General features: G+C 43.9%; 15 protein-coding genes. 7 read left to right on the plus strand and 8 right to left on the minus strand.

Annotation, left to right across the window (positions count from 1 at the left end):
• Nucleotides 1-406 precede the first annotated feature (406 nt).
• The 6 genes from L1N85_RS10610 (at nucleotide 407) to L1N85_RS10635 (ending at nucleotide 3,369) form a co-directional block, all read left to right on the plus strand.
• The gene (locus L1N85_RS10610; protein ID WP_235237539.1) at nucleotides 407-628 is read left to right on the plus strand and encodes a hypothetical protein; all 222 of its coding nucleotides are present in this window, start codon (nucleotides 407-409) and stop codon (nucleotides 626-628) included.
• 72 nt (nucleotides 629-700) lie between these two features.
• Entirely contained in the window at nucleotides 701-895 is a 195-nt protein-coding gene (locus tag L1N85_RS10615) for a hypothetical protein (protein WP_235237540.1), read from the plus strand.
• 296 nt (nucleotides 896-1,191) lie between these two features.
• Entirely contained in the window at nucleotides 1,192-2,289 is a 1,098-nt protein-coding gene (locus L1N85_RS10620) for an FtsK/SpoIIIE domain-containing protein (protein WP_235237541.1), read from the plus strand.
• Nucleotides 2,183-2,833 carry a replication-relaxation family protein gene (locus tag L1N85_RS10625; RefSeq protein ID WP_235237542.1) on the plus strand — a complete coding sequence of 217 codons (651 nt, stop codon included), beginning with the start codon at nucleotides 2,183-2,185 and terminating at the stop codon, nucleotides 2,831-2,833. Before L1N85_RS10620 ends, L1N85_RS10625 begins: the two co-directional genes overlap by 107 nt.
• A gap of 115 nt (nucleotides 2,834-2,948) precedes the next feature.
• Nucleotides 2,949-3,191 carry a hypothetical protein gene (locus L1N85_RS10630; protein WP_235237543.1) on the plus strand — a complete coding sequence of 81 codons (243 nt, stop codon included), beginning with the start codon at nucleotides 2,949-2,951 and terminating at the stop codon, nucleotides 3,189-3,191.
• The gene (locus L1N85_RS10635; RefSeq protein ID WP_235237544.1) at nucleotides 3,175-3,369 is read left to right on the plus strand and encodes a hypothetical protein; all 195 of its coding nucleotides are present in this window, start codon (nucleotides 3,175-3,177) and stop codon (nucleotides 3,367-3,369) included. The genes L1N85_RS10630 and L1N85_RS10635 overlap by 17 nt, the downstream gene beginning before the upstream one ends.
• Nucleotides 3,370-3,473: 104 nt before the next feature.
• Here the strand turns inward: L1N85_RS10635 and L1N85_RS10640 are convergent, their stop codons facing one another.
• From L1N85_RS10640 to L1N85_RS10650, 3 genes are all read right to left on the minus strand, one after another.
• Nucleotides 3,474-3,980, minus strand: a complete 507-nt coding sequence (locus tag L1N85_RS10640) for a hypothetical protein (RefSeq protein ID WP_235237545.1) — start codon at nucleotides 3,978-3,980, stop codon at nucleotides 3,474-3,476.
• A gap of 103 nt (nucleotides 3,981-4,083) precedes the next feature.
• A complete protein-coding gene (locus tag L1N85_RS10645) occupies nucleotides 4,084-4,788 on the minus strand; it encodes a peptidoglycan recognition protein family protein (protein WP_235237546.1) in 705 nt (234 codons plus the stop codon).
• Nucleotides 4,751-5,332: a hypothetical protein gene (locus L1N85_RS10650; protein ID WP_235237547.1), complete on the minus strand. Its 582-nt coding sequence runs from the start codon at nucleotides 5,330-5,332 to the stop codon at nucleotides 4,751-4,753. The genes L1N85_RS10645 and L1N85_RS10650 overlap by 38 nt, the downstream gene beginning before the upstream one ends.
• Nucleotides 5,333-5,621: 289 nt before the next feature.
• Between L1N85_RS10650 and L1N85_RS10655 the strand changes: the two genes are divergently transcribed.
• On the plus strand, nucleotides 5,622-5,825 hold the full coding sequence (locus L1N85_RS10655) for a hypothetical protein (RefSeq protein ID WP_235237548.1): 204 nt from the start codon (nucleotides 5,622-5,624) through the stop codon (nucleotides 5,823-5,825).
• Nucleotides 5,826-5,830: 5 nt separating this feature from the next.
• Here the strand turns inward: L1N85_RS10655 and L1N85_RS10660 are convergent, their stop codons facing one another.
• The 5 genes from L1N85_RS10660 to L1N85_RS10680 form a co-directional block, all read right to left on the minus strand.
• Nucleotides 5,831-8,617 (minus strand): hypothetical protein, encoded by a 2,787-nt coding sequence (locus L1N85_RS10660; RefSeq protein ID WP_235237549.1) that lies wholly within the window; start codon nucleotides 8,615-8,617, stop codon nucleotides 5,831-5,833.
• A gap of 10 nt (nucleotides 8,618-8,627) precedes the next feature.
• On the minus strand, nucleotides 8,628-10,268 hold the full coding sequence (locus tag L1N85_RS10665; protein WP_235237550.1) for a hypothetical protein: 1,641 nt from the start codon (nucleotides 10,266-10,268) through the stop codon (nucleotides 8,628-8,630).
• A gap of 129 nt (nucleotides 10,269-10,397) precedes the next feature.
• A complete protein-coding gene (locus tag L1N85_RS10670) occupies nucleotides 10,398-11,060 on the minus strand; it encodes a S1 family peptidase (RefSeq protein WP_235237551.1) in 663 nt (220 codons plus the stop codon).
• 115 nt (nucleotides 11,061-11,175) lie between these two features.
• Nucleotides 11,176-12,516: a hypothetical protein gene (locus L1N85_RS10675; RefSeq protein ID WP_235237552.1), complete on the minus strand. Its 1,341-nt coding sequence runs from the start codon at nucleotides 12,514-12,516 to the stop codon at nucleotides 11,176-11,178.
• A gap of 80 nt (nucleotides 12,517-12,596) precedes the next feature.
• Nucleotides 12,597-14,558, minus strand: coding sequence for a right-handed parallel beta-helix repeat-containing protein (locus tag L1N85_RS10680; RefSeq protein ID WP_235237553.1), 1,962 nt, complete (start codon nucleotides 14,556-14,558; stop codon nucleotides 12,597-12,599).

The raw sequence follows: 14,558 nt of genomic DNA on the forward strand, positions 1-14,558 counted from the left end.
TACTTATTGCATATTAGGTAGGTATTGTTGTGTGAATAAACTGTGGATAGTTACATGTCCCAAAACTGATTAGCCTTGACGGAAGGATCGACTTCCCTCAGGGCTTTTATTACTTTCTGTATCGTAGTTCCACTCGGCATATATCCATCTTCACTACAGACATTAGTCATCGTTCCCTTGGACACTCCGCTTTTTTTGATTAACCATTCTTGCTTTATTCCCCGCGCATCTAGCCATTTTCCTAACTTTGTCCTTCGTTTCCCTAGTCCGAACATAATCCACCTCCTTGCTACCAGCTTGGTCAATTCCTCATATTTTTAAACTTTTCAGCTCAAATTTTTGGTATATCGGACAATCAGCCCTCCATACGATTGAAATACACCACAGTCGACAGGAGGTGAACGAGATGAAAACGCATATTAGTTTCCGTTTACGAAAGGAACTGGACGATGATCTGATCGAGCTGGATATTCCGCAGGAGGATTTGCCGGATTTGTGCCGCAATGGACTGCGTCTCATGCTGGGGATCCGCACAAACAAACAAGTTGAGGTTAGGGAGCAGCCGTTGGAGGTGCCAGCTGCAAAGGAGCAGAAATTGCCAAAGCCAGTATTCTTCAAACACCGTTAAAGGAAACGGTCGAACAGTATCACGAACGATAACGTATGGCCGCGTGAAGCTACGGACCGAAGGAGGGATAAGGTGGGAACTGTAATTGGTTTTACTGTAATTGGAGGAATAACTATTTTGTCTGTTGTTGTAGAGCGGCGGTTGTTGTCTAAGGGCTATACCCGGGATGCGAAGTCGGTACAGATATTTGGTCGTTTTTTTCTCATCGGTTGCGCGGTATACATCGCTTATTCCTGGGCGAAAGAAGCGTTACTTTTCTTTGTTTGAGTATTCCGTAAGGGGTTGAAAACAGTATTCCGTTATATATGCGCTGGGTGATCGGTAACCGGATAGCTCATACACCCTTATCTACTCTAACATTTAACTTGTCCCTTACTATTCCGCCAAACTGCAACTAAACTGGTGGTTTATAAGGAGGAAAAGACGTGATTCTTGAATCTATATCTGTGGGTTTGATTGTTGGTTCATGTGTTTCTTTTATTAAATCTTTATCTTTTAATTCTTCTTCTTTATCTTTGGAACTTATGACCATCTTTGAGCAAATGCGGATCGGCGTCCCCATTGTGGCAGGAGATAAGGAGGTATGGCTGCTACCCACTATCAATAAGGAAATCGTTTATCCTTGGGGCCATCGCTTCCTCATTAACCTTCCTGTCGGGAAATCATCGCGTGATGTAATCATGGCAAAGCAAGCTCTGAGTGAAGCGCTGCGCAAGGACGTGGATATTAAATTCGACAATGGCCTTATACTCGACATTTTCAATGAGAAGCTGCCTGAAATGGTTACGTACCATTATGTTCAGAGGAAAGATTGGAAAGTTCCGCTCGGGATCAATCAGCGGCATGATGTACATTATTTCGACTTCGACGCGCCCTATCCTCACTTTGTCGATGGCGGTTTGTCCGGGTCCGGTAAATCGTGCATCATTCGCATTATGTTAACGTCGTTAATTATGAATAAGCACGACGATCTGCAATTGTACCTGGCGGATATGAAGGAAGGCGTGGAGTTTATGATTTTTGAGCATATCGAATGTGTGCGAGGGTTTGCCACGACTTTAAAGGAACTTTTGCAAGTGGCATCAACCGTGGAAGCCATCATGTTAGAACGACTTACTACGATGCGTAAAAACAATATGCGGAAATGGAACAATGATAAATGTGTACTTTGTATCGACGAAATGTCTGATCTGATCGAAACAGATCATGATCCCGACAAGAGATTGAAGCAAGCGATTAAAGCCAAACTGCGTGCGATTAGCGCAAAAGGACGCGCTGCTGGCTGCTGGCTCATTCTCTCCACTCAGCGTCCGACGGTTAATTCGGTGCCGGGGGATATTCGGACTAACATTTCAACCGCCATTGCCTTCCGTACACGTGACGAAATCCAATCACGAACGATCCTTGATGCACCGGATGCGGCTTATTTGCCCGATATACCGGGACGTGCGATATACCAGCATGGCGTTAAGCAGGAAATCATACAATGTTTTTATCTGGACGATGTTGATGCGGAAATATTGCTTGAGTCGGCGCCGAGAAAGGAGATTGCACATGCCCATAACGAATCAAAATCTGATCCAGGAATCCAGCAGCCAGCCATTAACGAAACAGCAGTTAAAACTAAAAAGATGGGAAAACGTCCTGTGGTACTTAAATAGGCTGGATTATCTGGCAACAAGCCAAATTGAATCACTGAAGCTTACTGGAGGAAAACGCAATACATTGAGGATACTTTCGGATATGGAGGAATCGAAGCTTATTTCGTCGTTCGTGATGGACGAGAAAGTTTTTTATCTCGCAGCTGCCGGCCGTAAATTGATCGGGTCTGAAAAGATTCGCAAGCGCACGCCTAACGTTCCTCACTTTCTCATGCGAAACGATGTATACCTCTATTACCGGCCGGTTGCCTGGCATGCGGAGCAACCTTTTCAATGGCACAACGAAACGATAATTCCGGATGCGTATTTCATTAAAAATAATCAACATTTTTTTTTGGAGGTAGATCGCTGCCAATCGATGACGAAAAACGAGGATAAGATTAAATCATATCGATCACTGAAGGACTCAGGGCTGTTTCAGAAGAATTACGGGGCGTTCCCCACTATTTTATTCGTCACCACTTCAGAACATCGTCAGAAGCGATTACGGGCGTTACTTGATGGGTTGAAAGCGGAGGTATTAATGCTCGATGCTGTGAAATAACAAGAGCCCCCTTTCACATTGAGAGGGGGCTACCCTATAAAAAGAATTCATATTCAAAGATAATACTTTGTGGTATAGTTAATATTAGCATTAATACTAGTAAGGAGGTATAAGCATGATTAATACCACCGTATATGTAATTGGCAAGGAACATGGAAGCGAAGGCGTTATCCCTCTATTCTCGTGCAGTGGCGGCAGTTGTATAAGTGGTAGTGGTAGCTCAATGTGTGGAGGGTATAACGGCCATTCAGTAAAAAATACTGGTGGAAAGAAACGTCTTGTTATCGAGTGTGGCGATATTAACAGCATAAAAGAATCTAATGATGGGTGGGATGACTACGATGACGGATTATATTGATGGGATAATTAATTCCAAAGTGCCAGAAACATTTGATAAGGTGTTGGTCGGTATTTATTTGGAACCAAAATATGCTGATATACTTGCTTCTTTGGGTAAAAAAGGCGGTCGAGGGGCTAAATCGGAAATAGTGAATTTGGCACTACATAAATTATTCAAAGACAAGGGATTAATATAAAGATGTTGAGCGGCCTTTATAGGGCCGCTTTTATCTGTACGGCTACTTCAAAAATCCCAGACGCCTAAATTCCGTTGCACCTTGGCGAATCGTTGCTCTCCGGCTCAAGCTTCAACTTTCTTTCTAGGTCGTTGATTCATCCTCTGTTCTTTTCTTGTTGCCCATTTGCAATTTTCGGGAGAGTATCCTTTATTTACATCGACACGGTCGATAGTATGTTTTTTTGTTGGTTTTAATCCCATATCCTTAATAAATACATTGAAATCAAACCACTGACTACAAACAGCAATTCCTCTACCTCCATAATTATGATAGTTGTTAGCCTTCGGGTTGTTACACCTTGTAATCATAGCCGTCCAACTATTATACTCTGAAGAAAATTTTCCGCCTTGCGTGTGTCCATGCGTGGTATACCTGTTAGACATTTCTTTTCGCTTTACGCATCCACAATTTGTTGATAATCCCCTTGATAATGTGTCACCCTTAACAGGTCGTTCTGTACCACATTCGCATAAACAAATGAAAAATGATTTCTTAATTGTTGGGTGAAGGTACCTTTCCTTCACTGTCCATTTACTAAATGTCTTCCCCGTTAAATCAATAAATTTCATCGCACTACCTCCTTAGTAGCATCCTATAAAAGTGGGGGAAGGAAGTAGGATTCTTCCGTTCGGGAGCTACCCTATCCCCTAAGTATATTATACCATTTCCCCGTTACTTTAAGAAGCCGAGTCGACGAAATTCGGGTTCTAATTTCAGTAGTTGATTCAACCCCCACAGGATTTCTCCCTCGGTCGCAGGGCTCCCATCAGATTTTTTACCTTTAGCTAGGTTGTAATAATAAAGCGTAGAGTTCGCCATTCGATAAGCTAACTCTTCTTGCTTCGGTTTTGATTGGGCTTGCTCGATCTCCATTTCCAATGTCATAACGTCCTCTCTTATCGCGTCCACGCTCGTCGCTGGGCATCTGGTCTTTACTCCGCATTCATTATGACCCTTAATTTCAGCGTCTGGAATAACCGTACGTAGGGACGCTAGAAGCGCTGTTATAAGCTCTCTTTCATGTTTGGTTATACTCCGCTTGGTTAAGTCTCCAAGGATCGCCACCCCTATCCCAGTGCGGTTATTTCCGCTTGTGTGATAGCTTTCTGTGTCGAGGTAATTGGTTTGATAAATGGCGCCGTTGTGAATGACAAAATGGTAGCCGATTCGCGGCCAATTACGTCCATTAACATGGTACTTTGCCTGATTAATCAGCGGTGCTTCACTAGCTGTATGATGTACTATCAGCCTTGTGACTTGGGATAGATCACGTTTCTGATAAACTTTCGTCGGATGGTTCGGCAACTGGTCAATGATGTTCTGTATTGGAGGGATGCCATTACTCAGCAGAGCCGGAATCAGTGAAAGTAATGTCATTCGATTGCTCCTTTTCCACTCTGGCTTTATCGATACCGCCCTCGACAAGGATATAAACCCACGTCGAAATTGTACCTACTGTGAGGTTAATAATCGGCATCCAGGTATTGAGTTGGCCGTCTATGTCCAGCGTTCCGGACAGGAACAAATAGGCGCTAACGCCGTTTACGATTAACGATGCTAATAGAGCTTGGAATTTAGTGCGGCCTAGTTTCTTCAGATACTCTCTCATTTTCATTCTCCTTTTCGTCTTTTCCTTGGATGATATCGATAAGCTTGCGTAACTCTTCTGAATAGATGGATTTAGTGACCCGGCAGTAGGTTTGGTGTCGCATGGTATTCCCAACCTTTCCATGATTAAATGTTGATTATGAATGTAAGCCTTGACCTCCGAATCATCCTCCAGAAGCCAAGGGATATAGCGGCGTAACCGTTTCTTCACTTTGCGTTGCTTCAATAAGACGAACACGGCCGTACCTAATGCGGTTAAGCTGAATCCGTTTTTCCATACGCCGTGAAGGATTTCTAAAATAGCATCGTACATAGGTTGCGCCCCTATATAACAGTTTGTCGTAAGTATCGCGATCAACAAAAAGAGCGATAAGGCGTAGGACCTCGTCGCTCAATGGTGAGTAAAAATACTCGTCCTCATGAAATTGGATAGGTGGATCGCTCATGGTTCCTCCTGAACACAAAAAGAGCCGAGGGATGCTTTCCCACGACTCTCTTGACCGATGCTTTCGGATTTGAGAATAATTTACCATATTGCGGTATACTGAGCAAGTACGAAGTCGTATTATGTTAGATATACCACTCGCAAGGAGGTGAGTGAGATGGGAGAGAAATTAAAGGATTTTTTTCAACAATTATTCTGGATGGTTGCAACAATAGCTTTATTTTTCGTATTCATGTGGGGCGCTGGAAAACTTGCTGAGTATGTCGGTCCACCTTCGATGACTGATGATGAATCCTACGACTATTACATTAACGGTATTGACCCTAACATAGATCAGAGCCAACAATATGGAGGGCGGTAGTTCATCTACAGCCCTTTCTTTATGTCCCTAACCGACTTCGGCTTATCACCTGTTTCTTGCTCAATGTAATCAATCAGATCCATGAGTTCTCGAAGTTCTCTCTTTTTCTCATAGAAGTTGGTTTCGTTAATATCATACTTTTTGAATATATTCGAAATCCCCAATACAGGCTTTGTAGCGGCTTCCTCTTTTTCCCTTTCTGTTTTCACGCCAAGCTTATTAAAAAGTTGTCTCGCTGGGTTTCCTCCTAGTTGCTTTATAGCATGAGCTTGTTTTACGGGGATTCCCCCTAATGGCGTACCGGCTCCCGGAACATTAACTCCAAAAAATTTATCTGGAATTTGAAGTTTCTTTTGTTCTCCTTCGAATTGCTGTATTTCTTTCCCTCTAAATGTGTCGTAGTTCCATGCCAACTCAGCAGGGGTTTTGGCTATTGGAGTGAACGAATCTGCTAATAGTTTAAATGGATCGCTTAATTTTGTGAGATCACCGGCAGGCAAGTTAAGACCTAACATATACCCCGTACCTTTGCCGTCTCCTGATACGGGAATCGCTAAGCTGTTCTTAGTAAATTCAGACTCGTTATTGGGGTCCATTCCGAAATAATTTTGTGTTTCTGTTTTTAGTTTATTTACGTTTTCAAACCTTGTTGGATCAGTAGCGAGTTTTTTAAGTTGGAATGGAATGTTATTACGGCTCCACCTGTAGAACGGAATAGCTCTAACAAATAATTCCCTCTCCGTTGGAGTTAGGTCGGAATAATCGAATTGTACCTCTTTAACCTTTGCTGCCGCTTGACCTGCATCCATTCCTTTGACTTCCCTCGACCACTTATATAGAGCGAAACGGTTAATTTGATCGATAACACTACCAAGTTCCTGAGATGTTTTGAATGCCCTCAACGGATTAATAACGCCTAGTCCTTTTTGCAATTTGCTGCGACTTTGATCTTTGACGACACCTCTCAAAGCCTTCTCTGCATCATTTCCATGACGTGCAAATTCAATTGCTAGTTGAGAATTAGAGCCTAGTCCCTGCCGCCTGAATTCATTAAATAGCGGTGTTTCTTTACCCCGAGCCAAAGCATTCGTTACATCCACAGTAGCAGAAGTCGTATATTTAGTTATTGCTGCAGGGTCCATACCGCCAATGTAATTATTAAACTTAGCGCCCAAGTCATTTCTTACATGATATTCAGGTGATAACAGAGTCAGCTTCTTCCACCCGCTTGTCGCAGCATCATAGGCTTTGAGGAATGCGTGTATTCCTTCGTCATTGGATATCTTCTGATAGCGATCTAAAGCCTGTTTAACGCCTGATGTGACAAGGTAATCGCCGCCAATATCATCCGCTAATCCAACGTTATTAGGGTTGGAGAGGAATTTATAATTATTGGTGTTAATCACGACTTGACCTTGAACAGGCGCAGGAGTTTGACCGGGTATGAATTTTTCCGCAAAATTCGGGTTGCTCAGGACTTCCCTGCGGAATTTAACGGCATTGCCATACTCTATTAGCTTCTTTTGTCCAAGAGCAGTAGCGAAATAAGCGTTCGGCTCGAAGAATTTGCGCCCGATCATATCATTAATGTCTTCCGCGCTACCCTGCAATTTCCGGCTTTCAAGCACCTTTTTATCCGGGTTATTCATGCTGCTGAAAGAACGATCCACCGCATTCGGCTTTTTAATCTTACGTGCAGCCTGTTCTTCCACGCTCAAGATATGCCGCATGTAACCTTCAATTTCACCGACCGGTATATCGTTGGAATTTGCCCAATTACGTATTTCATCATTACTTTTTACCAGCGAGTCAGCTGCAGCCTGTACTTTCGGATCAGCAGACAACTGTCTATTTGGACGCGGACCATATAGGGGCACATCTTGCTCCATAATTCGTCCTACGTCTGTACCCGTATCCAAACCGCCCGATTTCCTTGCAGCGTCTGTCACCCCACGTAGAGCTTCATCCGTCATATATCGAATATCATTTTCCGTTTGAATGTAACGGTCTTTCAAAAATGGGTCTTTAGTTCCTGTTAACGTTTCATCCCATTTATATTTAGGAACGAATATTCTGCCTAATGCGTCCTTACCTGACTGTAACGCTGGCTGAATCTTGTTCTCGCGCAATGTTTTTAGAGGTGGAACAACTGCTTCTGCGCCTTTCAGCGTTCCTTTACCAGCCTTACCAACAAGATTAGTTGCGGCGCCAACCAATTTCGTAGGAACAGCGTTTAGCGGATCGGTAGCTACGTCAGCAACAAATCCTAAAGTGGACTTTAATGCTTTATTCTTAATCCCCAAACCTTGCATGAGATCAGAACCCCTAACCTTCTGCTTACCCGTCAATCCATCCATAAACGCTTTGTCGCGATCTGTAGGCGTTCCGTTTGCCGACTTAAGGATTGCATCCATTCCACCAAACAAAGCTTGCTGAGGGCGGTTTAGAACGTCTAGTGTATCAAAGAACCAGTTTTGATCTTGAGGAAGGTTTAGGGCTTTCTCTACTCGATTCCTTTTATCCTCATTAGCCGACCATCCAGAGTTCTGAATTCGTAATTTTGCATTGGCGATTGATCTTTCCGTAGCTGCCGTATCAAACGGATTTTCGTTAAATATCGGATTTACACGCAATGCATCGGAAGTAGAAGAAGAGGACGGTTTGAATAAACCGCCCTCTCCTGAACTTGTGTTCGATGTACTTGGTGCGCTTGATTTGAACAAGCCGCCGCTAGATTTTTTCTCTTCTTCTTTTTTTGAGGTTCCACCGCTTGGGTTGAATAATCCAGGCATTTCACCACTCCTATTTATTAATAGTGGTAATTAAATAGTTATAACCTTCAATCCCGTATTTATCGATATATGCTTGAGCATTATCGCGCAAAGCAACCCGTGCTTCACCGGGACTCTTAACCATCGCAGCAGCATCGGTCATGAAATCAGGGTCGGACTTATAGCTATATTCGCCAGGGCTATTAGCTTTTTGCGCTGCGAGATCGTTTGCAATCGCATCCTGCCCCTGCTCATACTCAAACTGTTTCTCTCTGAACGCTTGATCTGCTACAAATTCTTTCTGGCGCTGACCGAGGCTGGCCCACTGTAGACCGCGAGATGCAGCAGCTTCCTGCATATCTTGTTGGAAACTACGGTCTTTAAAGGCATTTTCATAAGCTGTTTGCGCCTTTTGGAAGTCAAATTGTCCTTGAGTGAAAGCATTTTCCCATTGGCGTTGTGCTTCACTCGCTTTGAATTGCTTGTTCTCCATCGTCTGCTGACCATTCCCAAACTGGCCGATTGCATTGCCATAGTTAAAGCGGTTCTGCCATTCCTGCTGCGTCTGCTGAGCTGTCTGCTGACCGTTGAACATTCCTGTTAGGTTAGCCGTATCAACCGTCTGTCCCCAATCCTGCGCCTGTCCTGCAAGCGTGCGTTGACCGCCGAAGCTACCGGTGAGCTGACCTACATTTAATCCGAAGTCACGTTCCATCTGAAGCATTTGGTTATAAACCTGACGCTGACGTTCCGGCGCTAATTTATCGAAGTTGTATAATTCTTGTTGTACTGCATTCAATTGATTCTCAAGGTTAGCCCCTCGATATGCGTCTGCTATTGTGCGTTCCCTGCCCACCATAGCCTTGTCATAAGAGGTTCGTCCATTGAAAGGGTCGTGTGTCTCATCGAACCAGAAGTCTTCAAGGGTACGCTGATCTTTTAGTTGTTGATTCACATATCCCGCATTGTTCCGTAGCGATGCTTGGCGTTCATTTGCGGCATTTTGTAAGGCGGCGCGCTCGATAGCATTCAAATCTCCCGATTGGTCCAATAACTCGTTCGAAGTACGCACTCCCGCCACCGCGTCATTTGTCGGGTAGTATCCTCCGTTATCGGTTTTTCCGGCATCAGTTTTTGGTTGATTTTTGCTGCCGATGTAATCAATTAACTGCTGCGTGTTCATTCCCTTAACCGCTGTTGCTTCGTCTGCCGATAGCGCACCGTAATGTTGTTGAGCATTGCTTGCTGCCCATGCTTTGTTGCCTGCGTCATAACTCTTCTTGCTGTACAATATTTCGTTCAGCGCGCTGCCTTTGCCGCCGTAATTCGTTGCCGCAGCTTCATTGTATGTTGGTGCCATGTTGGGGATAGCACCCTTTGGCTGCGTCTGAGCGGCTACAGGAGTAACGGGAGTTACCGCGGCTGTGTTACCCACCATTTGAGGGATTGCCCCTTTATGACTGGACTGTGCCGCTTTCGGTGTAGCCGCGAATGGTTTGATGGGTTTTGGTGTAGTGGGAGGAATCGCGCCCCCCATGGCTGGTTTAGGTGTAGCCATAGGCTTGAGCGCGTTATATTGCGCTTGATTAGCCGAGCTAGTCGGAGGTATTCCGAGACTCTTCTTCCGCTGGAGCTCCGTTTGAGTTTGCGCCGCTGACATTGGTATTGCCATGCTTTAACCTCCCCTTGTACATATTCATCTTTTTGTGGTGATGCTCGAAGGACAAGGTCTGCCATTTGTCCCAGCTTGTGCGTTTGTGTAGGCGTTTCATGATTCGGTGATAGTGGTACATGATCCAGTTCATATCGGCACTCCGATCCTCGTCAGGAATCGGCTGATATCGTAGGCATGAATGCCGAATATGAGGTATCTATCTTGGTTATTCAGAGCTTGAGCTATCCCGATTACATTTCCTTTGCTATCGATCATCGGACCGCCGCTGTTACCGTGCTCGCCGCTAATGTCCGCTATGATGGTGTAGTGATAGGATTCCTTCACGATACTGCTCACAATGCCGCCTGTGACGATCCAATCAATGGACTTGGGATTTCCTAGCATGTATACGTCCGAGCCCATAGATACTTTTCTAGCTAGTTTAAGCGATTCGCCTGTGCAGTCCGTTTCTATGATTGCAAGGTCGATTACTTCATCGCGGTATCCCAGCTTACCAGTGCATTTACGACCGTCATAAGTGGTAACGTCGATTCTCGTAACGCCGGGCACTAACACAACATGACTCGCGGTGATAATTTTATTTGGAGCAATAAAAAACCCCGAGCCCATTGCGGCTTCGAGGTTCATGTTTAATGCGTTTTGATTAGCTATTACGCTTAGTTTGACGGTTGATTTCATCGCTTTTTCTATGCCGGTTATGCGTGATTGTTCGGCTGTCGGTTCTTCAGCTGTGACCGGAAGCGAGGAGAACAGCCACATTATGATAATTAATGGTATAATTTTCTTCACTTTATACACTCCTTTCGAATGAAAAAGAGCACCGCAGAGGGGGTGCTCGCTGTGTCGCAGTATAGTCCTACTGTGAAATTAAAAGTTTCCTCTACATTAAATCAAAAAAAGCGCACTAGGCGCTTTTTAGTTTATATTTTCTCAAGTATACAAAATATACTGATGATAGTACAGCGATGTGGAACCAAAAGTAAGGTCGAAGGATGTTTTGGTTAAATTGAAGAATGATTAACTCGAACACCAGAGAGTAGGAAAGTGCTTTTAGTATTACTTTCACTTCCGCATCTTCGATCCGTTTTACTAACTTCAAAGGAGATACTATGATTTTTGTCATATAGATTACGAAAGGAATGAAACCAATAATACCACTTGCAGCTAACACCTCCACAAAAACTGCAATACCCTCAAACATTTTCGCATCTTCATTATTGGTGACGGTATAATTATACTGTTGTCCAATAGCTGGAGCTACACCTCCAAGACTATGACCGACCAATGGATTGTCCATAAAAACCTGAAATGTGTCTTGTAGACCGGATATCCTTGCTCCTGATGAGTGATCGGAAGTACCCAATATTCCAAGTCCATTAACCAAGAAAGACATACGCTCAAGACCAGCAGTCATTTTTGAAGTCCCGAAACTTAACATTGAGATACCTAAAACAACCACAATCGTTCCGCTCAGGATCGCCATACTATTAAACTGTTTTGCGCTAATCTTACCTCTAATAAGATTAAACAAAACCCTTATGTGGTGCCTGGATAGCCAGATAATCATCAATATCCAACCCATTCGTGAAGAACAAAGTACTAATGTTAAGGCAACGGTGTAATACATTACATTCAACTGGGACCGTTTGATTATTGTAGAACCATGCTCTCTTAGATAGGCTATTAGGATAAAGCCAGTGATCATATATGTGGAGTAATATGATGGTTCGTAAGAAAAGCCGTTTATTCTTGGGATTCCCGGTATCCACCATTGAGTAACAAACGGAGCTCCTATGCCCATTATTGGCATTATGAATTGTAAGAGTCCGAAAAGACTAACAAAGAAAAAAGTATACAGATAAACTCTTATCAGTTTAAGAACTCGCTGTTCAGTTGTAAAAATTTGCGTCGCTGCAAAAATCATTAAAACACTGAAACACAACCAACCGGCATAACCGATACTTCGGCTGATGTATGTTGTGTTAGGAATGAATAAAAGGATAAAAAACACCCAAAGCATTAAATATCCGAATCCAAGCGGCCGTATAATCTGACGAGATACAAGCGGATGTATCATACTCATACCAATCGGTATGAGTAGTGCAAGTTGCGCAAATCGAAAGTTGAATCCCGCGATATTAACGTTAAGAAAAATATCAAAAGAAACAGTGAACGCAGCGATGAAAAAGAACATACAGAGAATTCTAGGCGGTATTAGAAGCGGTATTTCATTATAACTTTTCATTTTTTCACCATTTCCCGAGCATTTTCCCCTTATTTTACTCGTTTGCGCTTCATTTCTGCAATATTTTTTTTATCTGTTCATTAATAAGTCGTCCCAGCAACGTCCGTATTTGGATTTCCAGTACTAACATTTCTCTCGATACGTCCCGCATATCCTGCCCCCGCTCTCCTGTAGATTGTACTTACCCGATTGCCTTCTATCCAATTATAACTAATGATATCGCCGCCACAGTCATCGTTCACGCCAGTAACAAAGCCCCGGACGAAATTATCTCTTACGATATTTCTGTGACAAGGATATGTGCTGGAAATCCATACCAAGCGAATGCCTCCTGCCGCACCTCCTGCTGATGCATCCGTAGAAGTTTCGATATCATTCTGAACGATTAAAGAATCACTACCCCCTTCATATAAAATGCCGTGTGTCGAGGCTGTAATAATTTTATTTCCGATGATGTCGTTTTTATTGCCGCTTTGGATACGAATACCTAAATCTACTGTTTCTACTCGAATCAAATTCCCAGAAATCAGCGAATTGAACAAGCACCCAACGTCCGTGAATATACCCGGCTGGTTGTAAGTATAGATCGTATTATTGTTAACGGTTATATAATTGTGCTGCTTAGATGAGCTGAAGAATTTAATTCCAGGTCCATACGTGTTATCCTGCTTCACGGTATTGCCTGTGAATTCGATATATTTTGAACCGAAAAACGCAGCCAATCCTGCATATGTGCAGTTTTTCACGGTATTTCCTGATGCCACGCAATGCATACAACCCTCAAAATCGATACCGACGTCGGTGCATGATTCGATGGTGTTCCCGACAACCGTTATCCGTTCGCCTAGGCTCCCCCATATACCACCCATAACACCTTTTATAATGTTGCCTACTATGGTTATGTCAAAAATTCCGATAGTTTCCGATGTGGCCGAATCTCCACCCCACCACTGTATACCATGCAAACAATTCTCTATCCGATTATTTGCTAATCGTCCTTTGCTTGCAGCATTCGCTTCAATTCCCTGACCGAAACAGTCATGTATATAGCATCCTTCTACGATGTAATCTGAAATATTCGGAGCTGCGTGTATGCCTCTGCCACCTGTTTTAATCGATTTATTACCATCTATTTCTAGTCCGTAAACGCTGCATCCTGATGCCAAAGTTAAAACATCAGCCGTCCCTGATCGGCCTTTTAAAATCGCATTACCGCTTGCAATTAGTTTTGTTTTTGCGGTTAAAGATAATCCATCGGTAAGATACGTCCCGCCGGGAAAATAAAGAGTGCCACCATTTGTCAGCGAGTTAGCCGCATTAGTTAATGCCACCGTATCATCATGGGCCACCGTCACGCTCGTCACCGTCGTACTCGCATTTGCTGCAAGTGTAAGCGTAGTACCGCTTATTCCGCTTATTGTAGTAATCAAATCCGCGCTACCCTGCGTCGTCGTTGTCATTGTACCCGATGCGCCTGTTGTGCCTGCGGAGTACGTTGCATCTGTTTTGTTTCCTGTCGTCGTTGAAGTAAACGTAACGGTGTCTGTTCCTGCTGTGCCGCCCGTTGTCCATCCTGCGAAAGTAGCTGCGCGAATCTTTGTTGCGACATTAATTGCGGTATCTCCGTTTACGACAGCTACGGTTGTAGCTACGCCGTTAAGCGTCACCGTGACATTGGAGGATGCGGTTGCGGCGGCGGTGATTTGGAGAGAAGCGACCTCGTATTTTCCGTATACGTTGATGCCTTGCCCTGAAGCGAAGTCAATTGCTGATGCCACAGTAAGTTTATTATCCCCCGCCGTAATGCTTCCTGTGGTGGTCTGTGCGCTTCCTGATGCGTTGTAATCCTTGACGTTTATGATGGCAAGGCGGGAGAGTGTTCCGGCGTTCTGGTATTCATTGAGACGTTGGAAAAGTAAATCAACCGTATCGTAAGCTTCTGTGAGGGCGTCTTTATTCTTCTGCCCCGATGCTACTGTCCCTGCCACTTGATTACTCTGTGCTAATGCTAGTTTTGATCGATCTGCTGGTAAAGTTGCCAT

The organism is Paenibacillus alkaliterrae (assembly GCF_021532375.1).
GTDB classification, from domain to species: Bacteria; Bacillota; Bacilli; order Paenibacillales; family Paenibacillaceae; genus Pristimantibacillus; species Pristimantibacillus alkaliterrae.